The sequence below is a fragment of the Methylosinus sp. Ce-a6 genome, from assembly GCF_009811655.1.
GTDB lineage: Bacteria > Pseudomonadota > Alphaproteobacteria > Rhizobiales > Beijerinckiaceae > Methylosinus.
The window spans coordinates 1-18,669 of sequence record NZ_BGJX01000039.1 but is presented as its reverse complement, the minus strand read 5'-3'; the positions used below and the strand labels follow the sequence as shown (position 1 = coordinate 18,669).

Annotated in this window: 13 protein-coding genes and 2 tRNA genes; 7 read left to right on the top strand and 8 right to left on the bottom strand. The window is 64.4% G+C overall.

Annotated features, from left to right (window positions below):
- The first annotated feature begins 27 nt into the window (after positions 1-27).
- The 3 genes from Mspo_RS17140 (at position 28) to Mspo_RS17130 (ending at position 5,117) form a co-directional block, all read left to right on the top strand.
- The gene (locus tag Mspo_RS17140; protein ID WP_159731873.1) at positions 28-2,184 is read left to right on the top strand and encodes a type I secretion system permease/ATPase; all 2,157 of its coding nucleotides are present in this window, start codon (positions 28-30) and stop codon (positions 2,182-2,184) included.
- Positions 2,184-3,638 (top strand): HlyD family type I secretion periplasmic adaptor subunit, encoded by a 1,455-nt coding sequence (locus Mspo_RS17135; RefSeq protein ID WP_159731871.1) that lies wholly within the window; start codon positions 2,184-2,186, stop codon positions 3,636-3,638. The genes Mspo_RS17140 and Mspo_RS17135 overlap by 1 nt, the downstream gene beginning before the upstream one ends.
- A 105-nt stretch (positions 3,639-3,743) precedes the next feature.
- Positions 3,744-5,117: a TolC family outer membrane protein gene (locus Mspo_RS17130; protein ID WP_244613519.1), complete on the top strand. Its 1,374-nt coding sequence runs from the start codon at positions 3,744-3,746 to the stop codon at positions 5,115-5,117.
- A gap of 1,222 nt (positions 5,118-6,339) precedes the next feature.
- Here the strand turns inward: Mspo_RS17130 and Mspo_RS17125 are convergent.
- The 4 genes from Mspo_RS17125 to amoC all read right to left on the bottom strand — a co-directional run bounded on the left by Mspo_RS17125 (position 6,340) and on the right by amoC (position 10,196).
- A complete protein-coding gene (locus Mspo_RS17125; protein ID WP_244613518.1) occupies positions 6,340-6,702 on the bottom strand; it encodes a hypothetical protein in 363 nt (120 codons plus the stop codon).
- 372 nt (positions 6,703-7,074) lie between these two features.
- The gene (gene amoB / locus Mspo_RS17120; RefSeq protein ID WP_201281736.1) at positions 7,075-8,361 is read right to left on the bottom strand and encodes a bacterial ammonia monooxygenase, subunit AmoB; all 1,287 of its coding nucleotides are present in this window, start codon (positions 8,359-8,361) and stop codon (positions 7,075-7,077) included.
- A 148-nt stretch (positions 8,362-8,509) separates the two neighbouring features.
- A complete protein-coding gene (amoA, locus tag Mspo_RS17115) occupies positions 8,510-9,280 on the bottom strand; it encodes a bacterial ammonia monooxygenase, subunit AmoA (RefSeq protein ID WP_201281735.1) in 771 nt (256 codons plus the stop codon).
- Positions 9,281-9,419: 139 nt separating this feature from the next.
- Entirely contained in the window at positions 9,420-10,196 is a 777-nt protein-coding gene (amoC, locus tag Mspo_RS17110; protein ID WP_159731865.1) for a bacterial ammonia monooxygenase, subunit AmoC, read from the bottom strand.
- A gap of 1,119 nt (positions 10,197-11,315) precedes the next feature.
- Between amoC and Mspo_RS17105 the strand changes: the two genes are divergently transcribed.
- Positions 11,316-11,840, top strand: coding sequence for a transposase (locus Mspo_RS17105; protein WP_159731863.1), 525 nt, complete (start codon positions 11,316-11,318; stop codon positions 11,838-11,840).
- A 15-nt stretch (positions 11,841-11,855) separates the two neighbouring features.
- A complete protein-coding gene (locus Mspo_RS17100; protein ID WP_159731861.1) occupies positions 11,856-12,998 on the top strand; it encodes a Mu transposase C-terminal domain-containing protein in 1,143 nt (380 codons plus the stop codon).
- Positions 12,999-13,018: 20 nt separating this feature from the next.
- Here the strand turns inward: Mspo_RS17100 and pgi are convergent, their stop codons facing one another.
- The gene (gene pgi / locus Mspo_RS17095) at positions 13,019-14,662 is read right to left on the bottom strand and encodes a glucose-6-phosphate isomerase (protein ID WP_159731859.1); all 1,644 of its coding nucleotides are present in this window, start codon (positions 14,660-14,662) and stop codon (positions 13,019-13,021) included.
- Between the two features lie 541 nt (positions 14,663-15,203).
- Here pgi and Mspo_RS17090 point away from each other — a divergent pair.
- Entirely contained in the window at positions 15,204-16,235 is a 1,032-nt protein-coding gene (locus Mspo_RS17090) for a hypothetical protein (RefSeq protein ID WP_159731857.1), read from the top strand.
- Here Mspo_RS17090 and Mspo_RS17085 read toward each other — a convergent pair whose 3' ends face one another.
- Complete coding sequence (locus Mspo_RS17085) at positions 16,236-17,219, bottom strand: L-threonylcarbamoyladenylate synthase (RefSeq protein WP_159731855.1); 984 nt, start codon at positions 17,217-17,219, stop codon at positions 16,236-16,238. It lies immediately after the preceding gene.
- Complete coding sequence (locus tag Mspo_RS17080) at positions 17,216-17,962, bottom strand: peptidase (protein WP_159731853.1); 747 nt, start codon at positions 17,960-17,962, stop codon at positions 17,216-17,218. Before Mspo_RS17080 ends, Mspo_RS17085 begins: the two co-directional genes overlap by 4 nt.
- A 182-nt stretch (positions 17,963-18,144) precedes the next feature.
- Between Mspo_RS17080 and Mspo_RS17075 the strand changes: the two genes are divergently transcribed.
- Positions 18,145-18,220 (top strand) — tRNA-Ile (locus Mspo_RS17075).
- A 372-nt stretch (positions 18,221-18,592) separates the two neighbouring features.
- Here Mspo_RS17075 and Mspo_RS17070 read toward each other — a convergent pair.
- Positions 18,593-18,669 (bottom strand) — tRNA-Met (locus Mspo_RS17070).

The window sequence follows — 18,669 nt, the reverse complement described above, 5'->3', positions numbered from 1 at the left end:
GTCACGCTCCGCGCCGGCGCTCGTATCATGAATATCAGAACGGAAACCGGCGCGGCCGATATCGTCGATACGGGCCTGCGCGCGCTGTGCGGGGTCGCCGCCTATTATCGAATCGCCGCCGATCCGGCGCAGCTGCGGCGTGAGCTCGCCCTGCGCGACGGTCCGGCGACGTCACAGGACATTCTGCGCGCCGCCCAGCTCGTGGGGCTGAAGGCGCGGATCGCGCCCATGCTCGACAAGACGCGGATCGAGACGCTTCCGGCGCCTTCTATTCTGCGTCTGCGGACCGGCGCGTTTCATGTCTTCGGCGGCCGGCTGCCGACGGGAAATTATCGGCTGGTCGATCCGGTCACGCGGATCGCCCGGGAGCTTTCGCTCGATCGGCTCAATGAGGACTGCGGCGGCGAAGCGATTCTCGTCACGCGCAAGCTCGGGGGCGCCGGGGTCGATCCGCAAACATTCGGCCTCAAATGGTTCCTGCCGTCGATCTGGCGCTACAGACGTCCTCTCGCGCATGTGATTTTCGCCTCCTTCTTCGTGCAGATCTTCGCGCTCGTAACCCCGCTCTTCTTCCAGGTCGTCATCGACAAGGTGCTCAGCCACAAGGGCTATGACACGCTCTTCATTCTCGTCGGCGGCCTCGCCGTCATCGGCCTCTTCGATGTCGTGCTGCAATATTTGCGTAGCTATGCGCTTTCGCATACGACGAATCGTATCGACGTCGAGCTAGGACGCCGGCTTTTCTTCCATTTGTTCCATCTGCCGATGAGCTATTTCGAGACGCGCTCGGCCGGACAGACCGTCGCCCGCGTGCGCGAGCTCGAGACGATCCGCTCTTTTCTCACCGGACAAGGCCTCTTCTCCGCGCTCGATATTTTCTTCACAATCGTCTTCATCATCGTCCTCTTCGCTTATTCCTGGAAGCTGACGCTCATCGTTCTCCTTTCCATTCCGCTCTATCTGCTCATCGCCGCATTGGTGCGGCCCGCGCTGCGCGAATTGATCAATGAAAAGTTCAATCGCGGCGCGGAGAGCCAGCAATTGCTCGTCGAAGCGATCGTCGGCGTGCAGACGATCAAGGCCGCGGCCGTCGAGCCGACGATCCAGATGCAATGGGAGGAGAAGCTCGCCTCCTATGTGTCCTGCTCCTTCGACTCCGGTCTCGTCGGAACGGGCGGGCAGAGCGCGATCCAATATGTGACCAAGCTGACCAACGCCGCGCTGCTGCTGTTCGGCGCCAAGGCGGTCATAGACGGCGAGCTGTCGGTCGGCGAGCTCGTCGCCTTCAATATGATCTCGGCGCAAATCGCCCAGCCGATCCTACGCCTCTCGCAGATCTGGCAGGATTTTCAGCAGGTGCAGATCTCGATGGAGCGCCTCGGCGATATTCTGAACGCGCCCACCGAGCCATTGAACATGGCTCACGGCAATCTGCCGAAGGCGAGAGGAGCGATCGAGTTTCGCAACGTGACCTTTCGTTATCGCCCCGGCGCGCCGGAGGCTTTGAAGAATGTCTCGTTGTCGATCCGACCAGGGGAGGTCATCGGGATCGTCGGGCGGTCCGGCTCGGGCAAATCGACGCTGACCAAGCTCATGCAACGTTTCTATGCTCCCGAGGAAGGGCAGGCGCTCGTCGACGGCGTCGATCTTTCGCAAGTGAGCCCGGCTTGGCTGCGCACGCAGATCGGCATCGTCTTGCAGGAGAACCTGCTGTTCAATCGCTCCATCCACGACAATATCGCGCTCTCCGATCCATCCATGCCGCGCGCGCGAGTGATCGCCGTCGCGCGGCTCGCCGGCGCTGACGAATTCATCGGCAAGCTGCCGAGCGGCTATGACACGCTGATCGAGGAGCGCGGCGCCAATCTCTCCGGCGGACAGCGTCAGCGCCTCGCCATCGCGCGGGCGCTCGCCATGAATCCAGCGATATTGATCCTCGACGAAGCGACCAGCGCGCTCGACTATGAGAGCGAGCGCATCATCCAACAGAATATGTTCGAGATCGTCAAAGGCCGCACGGTGATCATCATCGCGCATCGTTTGCAGGCGGTGCGGCCCTGCGATCGGATCATCGGCTTGGAGGAGGGCCGCATCGTGGAGGTCGGCGCGCATGACGAGCTCTTGCGGCGGGGCGGGCTCTACGCCCGGCTCTGGGCGCTGCAAAACGATCTGGAGCGCGTCTGATGTCGATCCTGCTGCGGCTCGTCGAAAAGCAAAGGGAACTCGCGCGACGACGCATGTCGCGCGCCGATCGGGAGTTCCTGCCCGCGGCGCTCGCGATCTTGGAGACGCCGCCCTCGCCGATCCACATCGGCCTCATCTGGAGCATCTGCCTTCTGGCGGCGTTCTCGATCGGATGGAGCTATTTCGGCGAGATCGACATATTGGCGACTGCGCAAGGCAAGATCCAGCCATCAGGCCGAGTCAAGACCGTGCAGCCGCTCGAGATCGGCAAGGTCGTAGCGGTGCATGTCGAGAACGGACAGCATGTCGCCGCGGGCGACATATTGGTCGAGCTCGATCCGACCGAGGCGTTGGCGGATGAAGCCTCGTCGCGGGCGGCGCTCGTCGCCTTTCGCGCCGAATGGCTGCGCCGTCGCTCCGCGATGGTGGCGGCGGAGCGACGCGATCTCTCCGATATTCCAGAGCTCGACTGGCCCGAGGAGATTCCGCCCGAGACGCGTTGGCGTGAGCAGCGCGCGTTCGCCGGCGATCTCTCACAATTGCGCGCCTCAGCGCAGAGCTTCGACGCGCAGATCATGGAGAAGCGCGCGGAGGAGAAGCGTCTCGGCGATACGATCGCCGCGCAGGAGATATTGATCGCCACCTTGCGCAAGCGCGTCGAAATGCGCACGGCGCTGGTCGCGCGCAAGGCGATCGCGCCCGCGAGCCTGCTCGACGCGCAGGAGGCGCAGCAGAGCCAGGAGACGTCGCTCGCGACGCAGAAGGGCCAGCTCGCGGAGGCGCGCGCTCATATCGGCGTGTTGACGAAGGAGCGCGAAAAGGCTTTCGAGAGCTTCATCGCCGATAATGCGCAAAAATTCGTCGAGGCCGGACGGCAGATCGACGATCTCGAGCAGAAGTCGGCCAAGACTCATGCGAAAACCGGCCATATGACGCTCGTGAGCCCGATCGCGGGAGCCGTGATCGGGCTGTCGGTCACGTCGAAAAATCAGGTCGTCTCGCCGAGCGAGGAGCTCATGCGCATCGTGCCGGACGAGGCCGGGCTCGAGATCGAGTGCTATGCGGAGAACAAGGATATCGGCTTCATTCGGCCGGGACAGTCGGCGGTGATCAAGATCGAATCCTTTCCTTTCACGCGCTACGGCGCGCTCGACGGCCATGTCCTTCGCGTCGCGCGCGACGCCATCCCCGAGCCGGACGCGCAGACGGCCGAGGGCAATCCGGCGAAATCGCAGAAATCGGCCTATTTCGGCGGCGCGCAGCGTGTGCAGAATCTCGTCTTTCCCGTGTCGGTCGCGCCCGAGCGACGCGTCATGAATATAGACGGCGCGGATGTTCCGCTCTCTCCGGGAATGGCCGTGTCGGTCGAAATCCGCACCGGGAAGCGACGCATACTCGAATATTTGTTCTCGCCTCTCGTCGAAACCGCCTCGCGCGCGCTGCGGGAGAGGTGAGGGAATCGCAAAACTCGAAAGCGTCGCGTGATGATCGGTCGAAGCTTCGTTCCATTCCCGCGGCGGCGCGCGCTTCATTTGCGGCGACCGGCTGCGGCGCTTCTCGTGGCGGTCTCGTGCATGGGCCCGGCGCGCGGCCATGCGGAAACGTTGCATTCGGCGCTGGCGAAAGCCTATGCCGGCAATCCGGCTCTCGCGCAGCAGCGCGCCAATGTCGAGGAGCGCGACGAGGATGTCGCCAAGGCGGCCGGGGGCATGCGGCCCAAGATAAACGCTTCGGTCAATGGCGGCGTGCAGTTCAATCGGCTTCGGCAGCCGGCGGGGCGCAATACGCTCGATCAACGGCTCTACAGCACGGATCAGTCGACAGGCGAGCCGCGCGCCGCCTCCTTCGGCCTCTCGCAGCCGCTGTTCGACGGCTGGCGCACGCAGAATTCCGTTCGGCAGGCCGAGGCCGGCGTTCATGCGGCGCGGGCGACGACGCGCCGAGCCGAGCAGGAGACGCTGCTGAACGGCGTGACGGCCTATATGAATGTGCTGCGCGACACCGCCGTCTTGTCGCTGCGCAAGAACAATATCGCCGTGCTGAAAGAGCAGTTGCGCGCGACGCGAGAGCGCGAGGCGCTCGGCGATCAGAGCCCGACCGATGTCGCGCAGGCCGAGGCGGCCCTCGCCCATGCGCATATGGAGTTCGACGCGGCGCGGACGGCGCTCGAGAGCAGCGCGGCGAATTTTCGTCAGGTCATCGGCGAGGAGCCTCGACGTCTCGAGCCGGCGCCGGCCGCAGAAGATCTGCTGCCCGACTCGATGGACGAGGCGATCCGCATCGCCCTCGCCGAGCACCCTAGCGTCGAGTCGGCCACGCATCAGATCGCCGCAGCCGAATATGCGGTCAAGGTCGGAGAGGGAGCCTTGCTGCCGACCCTTTCCGGCAATGTGCAAGTCAACCAGCAGTATGAATCCTTCTTCGGCATACCGGGCACGCGGCAGTTCACGGCGCAGGCGAGCGGAACGCTGAATGTTCCGATCTATCAGGGCGGCGTCGAATACGCGTCGATCCGCCAGGCCAAGGCGCAATTGCGCGAGGCCCGCTTCGCCGCGGACGTGCAGCGCGACACGGCGCGCGCCAATGTGATCTCGAGCTTCGCCCAGCTCCGAACGGCCCTGACGTCGATTACGACCGGCCGCGTCGCCGTGCGCGCGGCCGCGACGGCTTTGAAAGGCGTGCGCGACGAGGCGCAATACGGTCAGCGAACGACGCTCGACGTGCTCAACGCCCAACAGTCGCTGCTCAACGCGCGCGTCGATCTCGTCAGCGCGCAACGCGACCGCGTCGTTTCGTCCTACACAGCCCTCGCGGCTGTCGGCCGGCTCTCCGCCGAACGCCTGCGGCTCGAGGCCGAGCTCTATGATCCCGCCCCGCATCTGGAGGCGGCGCGAGACAAATGGTTCGGCCTGGACGGGCCCGACGCCCGATGAGCCGCGCTGTACCCGCCAAACTCGTAATTTGCTATTGTCGCGCGGCCCTCGCTCCCCGGCACGGATGCGCCAAACGACGCGCTGCTTATAAGCCGCCAGCAACAGAGGTCAGTTTTCGGCGTAAACAGGCTCGATTTCATAGGGGCGCGGGTCGTGGCCGAACAAGTTCGCGCCAGGCTACGACGCTTGTTCCGTTCAAAGGTCGACCTGTTCTGAAATGCTGAGAGCGTCGTCGACCTCGATGCCGAGATAGCGGACCGTGCTTTTGTCATGATTGCGCAGGGTGCTGGTCGAATCGGAAGTCGGCATGATCGTCCCCGTCGGAACCGACCCCTTCCTCCCTCGCGCCCATGGAGCGGGCGAGGCAGATATATGCGCGCCGGTGCGGCTTTCCATCCTCGGGAACGCGAAAGGGATCCTGCGGTCCAGGCGACGCTCGACCCCACCCCGAACAGTAGACGCGTGGTGCAGGGCCGTTTGCGTGGGTCCGCAAGAACGGCGAACACAGGCGGAGTCCGACATGCACGGTGTTCATCGACAGGCGCGGAGGGCGCATCACGGTCGCGGATCTCCAGACGATGCTGCGCTCCAGACGTAGCCACGTGCCGCCGATCCTCGCAATGAGTTCCACTCCCTCGAAGACCGGATCGCGCGCTTCTTGGCGGTGGGGAATGTCGGCTTCCTGGCGAGTAGCTGACGTCGGCCCGCGGGCGGGACGGGTCTCCTTCGGGTCATAAGCCGAAATCCCGACCGCCTCGACAATGAGCCTTGACACGCCATGAAAATATTCCTATATCCCTCCCACCTCCGCCCATGAAGGGCGCGTTTCTCGGGTCAGGGAGCGCGGGCGGGGGGCGGCTCCATCCGGGATGGCGACCCCCGTCCCTGGACAGGCAGCGCGTCGCCGGACGGCGTTCTTCTCCCGTCCATAGGGAGAAACAAGAACCGTTCGTGATCCCAGGCCATGAGGATTCGATCGCGTCTTGAATGGGAAACCCCAGGATGCGCGGACCTGACGACGCCTCGGGATGTCGACGAGAACGACAACCGCGTTTCGGGACGCTCCGGACCCGGATATTTCTTCGCGCACCGGCCTAAAGGGGCCGGAGCGTCCCGAACCGCCCTTCCCTCCCCGCCGCCGCGAGGCGCCGGGGCGCGGCCGTGCGGGCTGACTTATTTCCTAGCGGCCTGCGTTATACGGTTTCCAAGCCGAGGGCGCTCGTCAGAGCGCGGTCGATGATCGCTCTTTGGCCTCGCTCGGCGTGTCGGCCTCGATCAAACGGTCTCGCCAGCGCGCCAAAAACGCCTCGAAAGACGCCTGATCGGCAAAGATCACATCGACATGCCACTCGACCGTCCGAATGTCGGCGTCCCAAAGCCGGTTTTCGTGACGCCATTGAAACGACGGCCAGGCTGGATTGCGATAGGCGGGACTCGCCGGATAATCGGGCGGATGAAGGGACGGACGGCCCAAGAATTCGCTCAGCCATTGCATGATATCGGGCAGAAAAGCGCAGCCGAAAGATATGCCATGGCGCTGGATTCGATGCACATCGCGCAAAATATTTTGTCGAATCAAAGCCAAGGACGGAGGCTGATCTGTTTCACGAAACTCCCGGAGCACCAGAAGCCGAAAGCCGCGGTCCAATATTTGCGCCGGAACGGCCCGGACATCCCCGGCTTGTTCGTGTTTATGCATCGTAACCCTGCAAAATGCTCGATGATGCCGGCTTATACGGCGATTTCATCGAACTTCGTTTTTCGTCAGACGAGGGACCCGCAGAGGGATCCGCAGACGCGCAATCGGCACGCAAGCAATGTGCCCACTGCGACAGGATGGGGGCGCGCTCCCGCCCCGCCGACACAAAAACCCCGCCCGGACGAACCGAGCGGGGGAAAGTTTCACACCAACACGCGGAGAAGAGTGAAGAGAACCGCGTGAAGCTCGGGGTCGGCTTTAGAGCGTGGCTCCGGCCGCGAACCTCGGGATCACCGGGCCGCCGATCTCGACGCCCTGGCGATTGCCGGAGGGGCTGAAGAAGAACAGCAGGCCGCCGAACTGGCTGTCGGTGTCATAGGCGAGGTCGGACAGGCGCTCGATGTCGAAGCGGGCGTCCTGAACGATGACCGTCAGATCGCGCGTCTCGCCGGGCGCGATCGGCGTCTCGTCGCTGACCGAGAGGCCGCGGTCGGCGAGCAGATATTCGGGGAACTGCGGCCGCGTGGTGAACACTGCCGGATTGAGGAAGCGCAGGCCCGCGGTGGTGAACTCGCCGACCTTCACCGGCTCGGTTCCGCTGTTGGTCACCCGCAGCTTGATCGACAGCTCGCGGCCGGGCACCGTGTAGGAGCCGCCCTTGAACTGCGCCGTCACCGTCGCCGGAGGCAGAGCGATCGGATCGATGCCCTTCAGCAGGCCCGCCTGCATCGGCAGAGTGCGCGGGAAGGCGTTGTTCGCCCAGGCGTAGCCGAACAGCACCGCCAGCAAGCTGGCCGCGAGCCACAGGCCGCCGATTCTCTTCTCATGCGTGGTGATGAGCTCATTGGCCTTGCCGGCCTTCACCCACCAATAGCGCACGATGAGGCCCTTGGTCATGAACCAGTAGAGGATCCAGACCGCCGCGGCCGCCATCCATGCGAAGTGATAGATGTAGGTCCAGGTGATGCCATAGGTCTCGAGATCGATCGTCGAGCCGTCGAGCAGCGTCACCGGATTGGTGAAGTTCGCCATGTCGCCCTTGATGGTGATCCATTCGCCGGGGCCGACGATCGGGCCGCCGCCTTCGACGTTGATCTGCACATGGACGTGGAAGCGCCCTTGCCGGCGGGCTTTGAGCACGAGCTTGTACTCATAGTCCTTGCCGACCTGCAGCGAGAAGGAGCGCGGCGCCGGCACGTCGCCGACGAAAGCGCCCTTGCGGATGAGCACCGGGCCCGGCTCGCCGACGTTCAGGAAGGCGACCTCCGGCTTGGCGACGGCCTGCGGCCAGCCCGAGAACACATGCACCTTGCCCGAAAGCACCATCTCTTCGTTGACGTTGACCTCGGTCTTCGACCATTTCACGTCGTACCAGTTCAGCGTGCGCATGCGCAGAAAGGCCTGCTGCGAGCGCTCGCCATGCGCCGAGGCGGGCGTCGCCGCCGGCAGCGTGGTGGCGGCGATCGCCGCGGCGAGGCCGAAGGCCAGAGCGCGCAGCGCCCGCGGCCTCACGCATCCCGCCAATGTCGCGAGGAGCTTGTTCATCATTTCGATAGGTCTCCCTTTTCCTTGTTTTCTCGGCCTCGCCTTTAAAGACGGCGAAGCCTCTTGGATGTCATCGTGGATCGGAGGTCTTTCGCGAAGCGGGCCGCATCTTGCGCGAATTCCGCCTCGCGCTCGCCAATTCGCGGGATCAGATGTCCTCGGCCTCGATATATTTGGTCGTCGTGAACCAGGCGCCGATCTTCCACCACAGGAAGTAGATCAGCATGGAGATGAAAGCGGAGAAGAAGGCCGCGACCGGAACGACGTCCTTGCCGAAAGTGCGCAGCGTGCCGCGCTCGACCATGCGGATATATTCCGGCGTGCCCGTGCGGACGTAGTTGAAGCCGATCAGGTCGGCGAGCGTCAGCAGCACGCCATCGATCTCGGCGGCCTGGTGATACTGCGCGAGCACCGGCCAGTTGATCGGATAGAACAGAAGGCCCCAGCCCATCGAGCCGACGAGCGCCGTCACCAGCCAGCTTCCCGACAGCATCAGCACCACATCGAGCCAGAAGCCCATGGGGATGAGCGCCGAGGGGAAGACCAGATTGATCGGGAAGAAGGTCCAGCCCCAGAAATTGTCGTAGCGGTTGATCCACTCGCCGACGAGCAGCGCGAGGCACGCGACCGTCGCGCCGATCGGCAGGCGGAACTTCTGCCACAGGAAGGATTGCACCGCGGCGGCGAAGCACATGGCGACGATGGGCGCCACGGTCGGCCACATGCGGCGGTCCTTGAAGTCGATCCAGAAGTCCCAGTCGCCGGCGAGCAGCATGTAGTGGATATGGAAGGATCCGAGCACCACGGCGAATAGGACGACGAGGAGAATCCAGTCGGTCAGCATGACGCAGCCGAGAAACTCCTCCTTCGATTTCCATGTCTTGCCGGCGGGCGCGCCGGCCTCGGTGGAAATGGACATTTTGTTCTTGCTCCTTGAGATTGTCGCCTCCCCGGCGCTGACGCGCCGGATGTTTTTTTAAGCTTGCCCCTCCTCCGTCGCGACCGCGCGAGACGCGCGATCGCTCCGGGAGGAAGAGGATGCGCTCGCGCGCGATGGATCACAGAGAGAGCGCGTCCTTCTCGTAGTCCTTCGAGAGCTCGATCACGCGGTCGAGCACCTGGCAGGCGGTGCCGAACACGGCGAGCGCGAACCAGCCGAAGAACACGAAGCCCCAGTGCAGCGGCGCGGTGAACAGCTCCTCCATGAACCAGAAGGTGTGACCCCACTCGTTCAGGCCGATGTTCGGGAAGATCATGAAGGGACCCGCAAAGAACAGCAGGAAGGGCAGCGAGATCTTCTTCGCGAACTGCGGAATCCGCGTGCGCGCATACATGAAGGCGCCCCAGCCGGCGATGATGTAGATCGGATAGCTGAGGTAGAACTCCAGAATATGGCTCGGCGTGAAGTCGGTGTCGCGAATGACCGTCTGATGCCAGGTGCCGTCCTGCTCGGTGAAGTAGGAGGCGCCCCAATAGACGGTGAAGGCGTAAATCGCCAGCCAGCCGACGAGCGTCAGCAGACGGCGCATCTCCTCGCGCGGCGCGACATTGTCGATGTTGCGGTCGCGGGTCTTCCAGAGATAGCCGCCGATGCCGCAGAAGGCGATGAATTCGAGCGGCAGCTCGGTCCACATCAGGTTCAGCCAGTAGGTCTGGAACTCCGGCGCGAAAGAATCGAGGCCGGCCTTCCAGCCGAAATACTGCTCATAGATGCGGATCGCCACGTAGAACACGAAAAGACAAATCATGGTCCAATATGCGGGCCAGTAATTGACGATCGTGTCGCTCTCCGCCGCCCGGACCGTTCCGGACGCTTTTTCTGTCGTCAGACTCATAGTCGAGTTCCTCCTCTTGAAGTCATCCATTCGAAAAACGGTTTCCCGCCATTCCGGATGACGCCTCGTCTCCCCGTGGCGCGGTTCGCCCGCCCACGCATCGCCGCGGGGCGTCGACGCCGTGCGCGACGTTCGGCGCGTCGAGTTCGATCGCGGGATTTATTTCCGCGCCGCGCCTCTTTGCAGTAGAGCTATAAAGCTCTTTGCAGCGTCGCAACCTATCATGTCGCGCTCTGCGCTTGTCAATTGATCATAGTGAATATATCTGCGACATTATGATGCATATACTGTATTCAATACTTATACAGTAATTTATTATGATATTTTGTCATTATAAAAAATGAGACACGCCCGGTTTTGTAGGCGTACAATGCTGCATTTTTGAATGATACTAATTATGAAATTGTGAGATTGTTTATTTTGATAATAACTGCGACATTGTGACGCCGGCTTATGCTTGTTGTGACTCGCTTCGTCTTGGATCAAGAAAAGAGCGCCCGCCGCCTCGAAGCGCGGCGTCGACCAATTTCAAATAAGGGAGGAGAAACCCGAGATGCTGCACAAAGCCCACGAACTCAAATGGGTCGTCCTGTGGATTCTGGTCACGGTCTTCGTATTCGCGATCTTCATTCCCACGGTGAACAGAGCGCTCAATCTCTGATCGCTCGGCTGTCACACCGCCGCGCGCGAGCCCGGGTCCCGCGAGCGGCCCGGGCTCGGATCGCGCCTCGCGCCCCCTTCCGCTCTTTTTTGAATACGACCATGCGCCGCCATGCGCTTCACTGCGTCGGCGCCGCTCTACGCCGCGACATTATGTAGCAAGACTGACTCTATTCGAGAGAAGAGCGTGGTTCTTGCTATTTTGAACTATTCCAATTCCGTGAAACACCCTCGAAACATGCGGTTTCCTGGGGTTTTTCACGCGGGCCTCATGCGAAGGCGCAGGGATGGGTCCGACCCGCGAGGGCGCCCGGCTCCGCCCGAGCGCGCCGGCCGCGCAAAATCTAACATTGTCTTCGGTTTTGTAATCATGAGAAAAAGTGCCTCGCGGCGACGCGCGGCGGCAAGATCGAGAAGCGCGCGACGCGGAGGCCCAGTCTGTACGAGGAACGCCTGGAAATGAGCGGAAATGTTCTCGACCCCGACCATCCCCGCGTGGCCCCGGCGCTCGATCGCAAGCCCGATACGTCGCTCGCCGATCGACGCGAGAGACGCAGCCGGCGCCCGGACGAGAACCGCCATCGCGAGGAAGTCATTCGCGAGGTTCTCACGCGCGAAGGCGAACGCCTGTCTCAGGAGGTGATTCGCAAATTGACGAGCGACCTCGGCGTCAGCCGCGCCACCGCCTATCGGATGATCAAGACCTTCCGCAGCTGCGGCGCGGTCACTGCGCCGATGACGCGCCCGGTCGGTCGTCCCAAGGGCGCGCGCGTGCTCGATTCGACCAGAGAAACGCTCATTCGCGACGTTATCGAGACCTTCTATCTGCAGCCGTCGCGGCCGAAGTTCAGCCAGCTCGTGCGCGAGATCGCCAAGCGCTGCCTGAAGGAGCGGCTGCCGGCGCCGAATTGGCGGACGATCAAGGCGCGCGTCCACGATATCGACATTCAGACGCGGACGCGTCGACGCAGCGAAACCGAATAGAAAACGACGAGCACGGTGCGGAAGAGATCAGAGGCCACGCGGCCGCTCGAGGCCATTCAGATCGATCACGCCAAAGTCGACGTGATGATTGTCGACGAAGCGACCGGCCGGGAGATCGGCCGGCCCTGGATCACCCTCGGCGTCGACGCTTTCACGCGCATGGCGACGGGCTTTCATCTCTCGCTCGCCCCTCCGACGCGGCTTTCGGCGAGCCTGTGCCTTCTCCATTCGGTCTGCGACAAGACGCTCTGGCTCGAGCAGCGCGGCGTGGATTTCAGCTGGCCGGTCGCCGGGCTGCCGGAGGCGATCCACCTCGACTCCAACAGTTTCTTCGGTCGCCGCGCCTTCGTGCGCGCCTGCCGCGAGGCCGGGATCGAGACCGTCTGGAGCGAGCCCGCGGGCGCCGGTTTCGGCGCGCATATAGAGGAGCTCGTCGGCAATCGACTCGGCCACGCGCCGCTCATCGCCAATGTGGAGCCGATGGAGCGCGGCGAGCGCGACCTCTATGTCGGCTCCCATGTGCAACGCCTCACGCTGCGCGAGCTCGAGAGCTGGATCGGCGGCGAGATCGCCGGCGTCTATCATTGCCGCAAGCATCGCGATCTCGGGCGCGCGCCGTTCACGCTCTGGCGCAAGCATATGCGCTCCGACTTGCTGCGCATGCCGCTCGACTGCGTGAATTTCCGCATGTCGCTGCTGCCCGACGACGAAGGCCTATTGGACGAGGACGGCCTGCATCTGCTCGGCCGCCTCTATTGGTCGCGCGCCATCGCCGACGATCTCGCGGCCGGACGCAGGCGTCTCGAGGCGCGCTACGACCCGCGCGACCTCTCGCGCATTTTCGTGCGGCGTCCGTCGGGACGATTTGTGAAAGCGCGCGAGCGGCGAATGTTCGAGCCCTCGCGGGAAGAAGACGCACATCTGATCGAACCGCAGGGCGCGCTCGCCGTCGCGACGACCTCGGATCTCCGCATCGTCGAGACGAGCCGCGAATCGACGATCGCTCAGTCCCTCATGTCGCCGCTCTGCGAAGAGCCTCCATTGCGCGACGTCGGATTTTCCGAGCCATCGGACGCCCAACTTTTCGTCGCGGGCGGGGCGGCGCTCTGCGCGCGCAAATGCGTGAGCGCCTGCCCGTTCCTGTTCGCAGATCGCTGAAACGAGCCTTCAGCCTCGCTCTACGCGCCGCCCCTCTCCCGCCGCCAGCGGATGAGTCCCGCCGTCGAGCCGTCGAGCCCGTCGAGCGGCGCGTTCGCGTTCTCGACGATCGGCGCCAGGCGATTGGCCAGCTCCTTGCCGAGCTCCACGCCCCATTGGTCGAAGGGATTGATGTCCCAGATCACCGATTGCACGAAGACCTTGTGCTCATAGAGAGCGACGAGCCGCCCGAGCGTGCGCGGATCGAGCTTCGAATAGAGCAGCACGCTGCTCGGCCTGTCGCCCGAGAACACCTTATGCGGCGCGAGCTCCTCGACGCGCGCGGCGTCGAGCCCCGCCGCGGCGAGTTGCGCCTTCGCCTCCTCCAGCGTGCGCCCGCGCATGAAAGCTTCGCTCTGCGCGAGGCAATTGGCGAATAGCAGCGCGTGATGATGCGGATCGGCGTCGATCGGCTCGGCGGCGATGAGGAAATCGATCGGCGTGACGTCGGTTCCCTGATGCAGCAGCTGGAAGAAAGCGTGCTGCCCATTCGTGCCCGGCTCGCCGAAGACGATGGGCCCCGTTGCAAATTCCGCGACGCCGCCGCCGTGCGTCACCGATTTGCCGTTCGACTCCATGTCGAGCTGCTGCAGATAGGCGGGAAACCGCGCGAGGCGCTGGTCGTAGGGAATGACGGCCTGCGCCGCCCTGCCCTCGACATTGCGGTGGAAGGCGCCGAGCAGGCCCATCAGCGCCGGAATATTGCGCTCGAGCGGCGCGCTGCGGAAATGCTCGTCCATATCGAAGCCGCCGCGCAGGAAATCGGTGAAATTCTCCGGGCCGATCGCAATGACGAGCGAGAGGCCGATCGCCGACCAGATGGAATAGCGTCCGCCGACCCAGTCCCAGAAGCCGAAGACGCGCGACGAATCGACGCCGAATTCCGCGACCTTGTCGAGCCGCGTGGACACGGCGGCGAAATGCGCGGCCACAGCCGCCTCGCCCAGCCTCTCGACGACGAAGCGCCGCGCGAGCCCCGCATTGGCCATGGTCTCCTGCGTGGTGAAGGTCTTGGAGGAGACGATGAACAGAGTGCGCGCGGGATCGAGCCCGGCGAGCGTGTCCGCCATATCGGCGCCGTCGACATTGGAGACGAAATGCGCGCGCGGGCCTTTCGCGAAAGGCGAGAGCGCGCGCGCGGCCATTGCGGGGCCGAGATCGGAGCCGCCTATGCCGATGTTGACGATATCGGCGAAAGTCTCCCCGCTCGCGCCGCGCAATTGCCCCGAGCGCACCGCCCGCGCGAAGGCGTAGACCTTCTCCCGCTCCGCTTCTACGGCGCCGCGCACATTCTCGCCGCCGACGATCAGCGGCCGCTCCGAGAGATCGCGCAGCGCCCAATGGGCGGCGGCGCGGCGCTCGGTGAGATTGACCGGCGCGCCGGAGAAGAGCGCGGCGCGCGCCCCCTCGAGATCGACGGCGCGGGCGAGCTCGACCAGGAGCCGCAGCGTCTCGCCGTCGATCCTGTGCTTGGAGAAATCGAAGAGCAGATCGTCGAGCTCGACCGAAAATCGCTCGAAGCGGGCGGGATCGGCCGCGAATAGCTCGGTCGTGCGCGCTTCGCGCAGTTGCTCGGCGTTTGCGCGAAGCGCCTTCATCGCCTCGGCGACTTTCGAAGGGGACATTCGGGATTGCCTTTAGAAAAAGACGATCGTCATGCCGGGGCCGGCCGCGGCTCCGCCCCGGCCTGCGATCGAGCGAAACGCTCGGTCCAACGGCCTGCGGGGCAAAACTTAGAGCACAGACGGCCGATCCGAGCCAGTCGGCGCCGAAAATCGCGCGGCGCTTTCCCGTTGCGGACCTCATGGCCGCCGCTCTAGGGCAATCGGGTGAACGAGACAAAGCGCGCGGCTCATCCCGTGACAATCATGCGGAAAGTATGAGCTCGAACCGCTCTGCGGGCGGCGGACCGATCCCGATCTTGCCCGAACCGAAAGGCGCGCCGTCACCCTAGTCGACGCTTCCTGACATGACATTTCGTGCTGGTCGCGTTCGGAGCTCGGGACAAACGGCGATGACGAGCTCGCGCTCGCCATAGATGCGGGATCCCCACGAGCCATCCGCCTCCTGCTCGGAAACGCGGCCCCGAAACCCATCCAACGCCCTATATTATGACAATCGCATGTGAGAAATATATCGTTTGAGTGACATCGGAGGATACGCAGAATGCGGCAGATTCCCCTGCTGGATGTGCGCGATGGCGGACCGATCGCTCATGCCGCCGCGCGTATCGCGGCGGCGCGGGCGCTACGCGACGCCTGTCTCGCGCCGATGCCGCGATGGGGCCATGTTTGCCTCGCGCCGGTCGATCGGCTGGCGCGATCCTGGCTGCGGAAATCCGCCTCCCGCTATTTCGAGGATCTGGAGCGGATCGCCGAAATTCTGGGCTTCCACGGCGCGGCGGCGCTGAACATGTCCTATCTCTTCGCCTGCACCACCCAGGCCTTCGTCGACGCGAGCGGAGCGCCGGCGATCCGCCGCTCGCTCGACTGGCCCTTTCGTGGCCTCGGTCGCGGCGTGGAGATCGCCTGGACCGCCGGGCCCGCCAGCGGCTTCTACAATGTGACCTGGCCCGGCGCGGTCGGCGTGCTGACGGCGATGGCGCCGGGCCGCTTTTCGGCCGTCATCAATCAGGCGCCGATGCGCCGCCGCATCGACGGCGCCATGACCTATCCTTACGATTTCGCGCTCAATCTCGCCAATGCGCTGAGAGATGAGAACGGCTGGCCGCCAGACCATCTTTTGCGTTTCGCTTTCGAGACTTGCTCGAATTTCGAGGAGGCGGTGGCGCTGCTCGCGCGCGAGCCGCTGGCGCGGCCGGTGCTGTTCACCGTCACCGGAACGAAACCGCACGAAATCGCGTTGATCGAGAGAACAGAACGCGACTCCAATGTGTTGCGCGGAGCTGTCGTGGTCGCCAATGATTGGCAGGAGCCGCGCCCCGGCTGGCGCGGTCGGATGGGACCGGAGAACAATGAGGCCCGCCGCGCCATGATGCGCCAGACCATTGCTTCGACGGAGCCATTCGCCTGGGCGACGCCGCCCGTCCTCAATCATACGACGCGGCTCGTCGTCGAAATGACCTCAGCCCGCGACGGCGGCCTGGCCGCGCGCGGCTATGAATGCACGCCCTGGCGGCGCCTGCCCGAGCCGGCGACGGCGGATTTCCGCCTCTCCGACGGCGCCGTCGCCGCCTGATTATTTCGGCGCCGCGGCGCGGCGCAGCCGATCATTGATCGCCTCGCCGAGTCCGCGCGGCGGGATCGGCGCGACCGCGATCGCGGTCGCGCCGCGCGAATCCAATTCGCGCAGATAGAGGAAAAGATTGGCGGCCGCCTCTTGCAGATTCTCCGCCGGCGACAAATCCAGGATCGGCCCCGCGCCTTGCCTCGCGCCGAGACGGCCGCCGAAGTCGAGCCCCGCCTCTCCCTCGCGCAGATCGAGCGCCTCCAACCGCAGCCGAGCCCGCGGCGCATAATGGGAGGCGGTCATCCCCGGCGCGAGAATCGTCGCCTCGCCGCCCTCGCCCGCCGCGAGCGGCGCGCCCAGCGCCTCCTCGAGCGCCTCCCGCGCCAGCGCGCCCGGCCTCAGCAGCCGCGGCCGCTCCCCCAGAAAAGAGACGATCGTCGATTCGACTCCCTTGTCGGCGCGCCCGCCGTCGATGACGAGATCGATCCGCTCGCCGAGGTCCTCCAGCACATGGGCGGCAGTCACCGGACTGACATGGCCGGAGCGATTGGCGGAAGGGGCGGCGATCGGCCGCCCGGCGGTGAGAATGAGCGCGCGCGCGACCGGCGCGGAAGGCGCCCGCAGCGCGACGCTCGCGAGCCCGGCGCGAGCGAGCTCGCAGACCGAGCCGCCCGCCGCCCGCGGCGCCACCAGCGTCAGCGGGCCGGGCCAGAAGGCTTCCGCCAGCCGCAGCGCCGCCGGCGGCAGCTCCGCCTCGCGCTTCGCGGCGTCGAGATCGGCGACATGGGCGATGAGCGGATTGAAGCTCGGCCGTCCCTTGGCGGAATAGATTTTCGCCACCGCCTCCGCCGAGGTCGCATCGGCGCCGAGCCCATAGACGGTCTCGGTCGGAAAAGCGACCAGCCCCCCGTCACGCAAGATGCGCGCGCCCCACTCGATCGCCTCCTCGTCGGCCGGCGCGAGCCACGCCGCGCCGTCCGCGCCGCGCGTCATCGCGTCCCGCCATAGGGCGGCGCGGGGATGGCGATATGCGCCGCCCGCAGCGCCCGCGACCAGCTCTCGCGCAAATCGCGGAAATAGAGATCGGAGTCGTCGATGCGCGTCGAGATGTCCATGCGCAGAGCGTCGCGACGCAGCAGCGCGATATCGACGGGCAGGCCGACAGAGAGGTTCGAGCGGATCGTCGAATCCATGGAGATGAGCCCGATCTTGAGCGCGTCGAGCACATCCGTGTCGAAGCTCACGGCGCGGTCGAGGATCGGCTTGCCATATTTGTGCTCGCCGATCTGCAGATAGGGCGTGTCCTGCGTGCATTCGATGAAATTGCCGGCCGTATAGATCATGAAGAGCCGCAGCGGACCGGAGCCGATCTGCCCGCCGAAGAGCAGCGACACGTCGAAGCTGACGCCCGAGTCCTCCGCCCCCTCCCCGGCGATGGCGTGCGAGCGCCGCACGGCGCGGCCGACGAGTTGCGCGGCCTGCAGCATTCCGGGCGCGTCGAGGAGCCGCTCGACCTCATGGGTCTCGGGGTTTTCGAGCCCTTCTGAGAGCAGAGTGACGGCGCCCTGGGTGACGGAGAGATTGCCGGCGGTGGCGAGCGTCATGACGCGCTCGCCCGGCTGCTCGAAGACATGGAGCTTGCGGAAGGTGGAGATATTGTCGAGCCCGGCGTTGGTGCGCGTGTCGGCGATCATGACGAGGCCGCCGCGAACGAGAATGCCACAACAATAGGTCATCGCCGCTCCGATGCATGGGCCCTGCCGCGACGCCGGGGCGATCCTCCGGCCGGGCGCAGCAACTTAGCCCATCGCAAGGGATTTCGTCGCGGCAAAATCGGCTGGAGCCCAATTTTCGATCTGGCGTTGCGGCGCGGCGCGAATCCGCTATAGGAACGAGGACCCCGGCCGAAACGGCGGCTGGGCCGGTAGCTCAATGGTTAGAGCCGGCCGCTCATAACGGTCTGGTTGCAGGTTCGAGTCCTGCCCGGCCCACCAATAAAATCAAAGGGATAAATTCGAACTCGAAATTGATCGCCTCGAGCGTCCACCGAATAGACCCCCGAAACGGCCAATGGCGCCCGATCGCTGTCGCCACCTCGTCTTGGTAGTCGGGCGCGAGGTGACCGTAATGATTGATGATTATTTGCTCGCCCGTCCCGATGAAATCCGCGATATGAAAAATGGGGGTCAATTTTGAACGCCGACCGGGGGGCAATTTTCGATGCCGATTGACAGCCATCGCGGGCGGAATGAGGATAACTGATTGATTTTACATTGAATTTATTGGAAAGGCTTCGGAAGGGTTCGCAAGGCATGAAAAAAGCCCGTTAGAGCAGGGCTAAGGCCTTGATCTAACGGGCTTAAATCTGGTTGCGGGGACAGGATTTGAACCTGTGACCTTCAGGTTATGAGCCTGACGAGCTACCGGGCTGCTCCACCCCGCG

Bases quoted from the DNA above. Each gene is read 5' to 3' on its own strand.
- Mspo_RS17140 (WP_159731873.1), top strand. From the start codon at position 28: ATGAATATCAGAACGGAAACCGGCGCGGCCGATATCGTCGATACGGGC.
- pgi (WP_159731859.1), bottom strand. From the start codon at position 14,662: ATGTCCCCTTCGAAAGTCGCCGAGGCGATGAAGGCGCTTCGCGCAAAC.
- amoB (WP_201281736.1), bottom strand. From the start codon at position 8,361: ATGAACAAGCTCCTCGCGACATTGGCGGGATGCGTGAGGCCGCGGGCG.
- Mspo_RS17135 (WP_159731871.1), top strand. From the start codon at position 2,184: ATGTCGATCCTGCTGCGGCTCGTCGAAAAGCAAAGGGAACTCGCGCGA.
- Mspo_RS17105 (WP_159731863.1), top strand. From the start codon at position 11,316: ATGAGCGGAAATGTTCTCGACCCCGACCATCCCCGCGTGGCCCCGGCG.
- Mspo_RS17080 (WP_159731853.1), bottom strand. From the start codon at position 17,962: ATGACCTATTGTTGTGGCATTCTCGTTCGCGGCGGCCTCGTCATGATC.
- Mspo_RS17085 (WP_159731855.1), bottom strand. From the start codon at position 17,219: ATGACGCGCGGCGCGGACGGCGCGGCGTGGCTCGCGCCGGCCGACGAG.
- amoA (WP_201281735.1), bottom strand. From the start codon at position 9,280: ATGTCCATTTCCACCGAGGCCGGCGCGCCCGCCGGCAAGACATGGAAA.
- amoC (WP_159731865.1), bottom strand. From the start codon at position 10,196: ATGAGTCTGACGACAGAAAAAGCGTCCGGAACGGTCCGGGCGGCGGAG.
- Mspo_RS17090 (WP_159731857.1), top strand. From the start codon at position 15,204: ATGCGGCAGATTCCCCTGCTGGATGTGCGCGATGGCGGACCGATCGCT.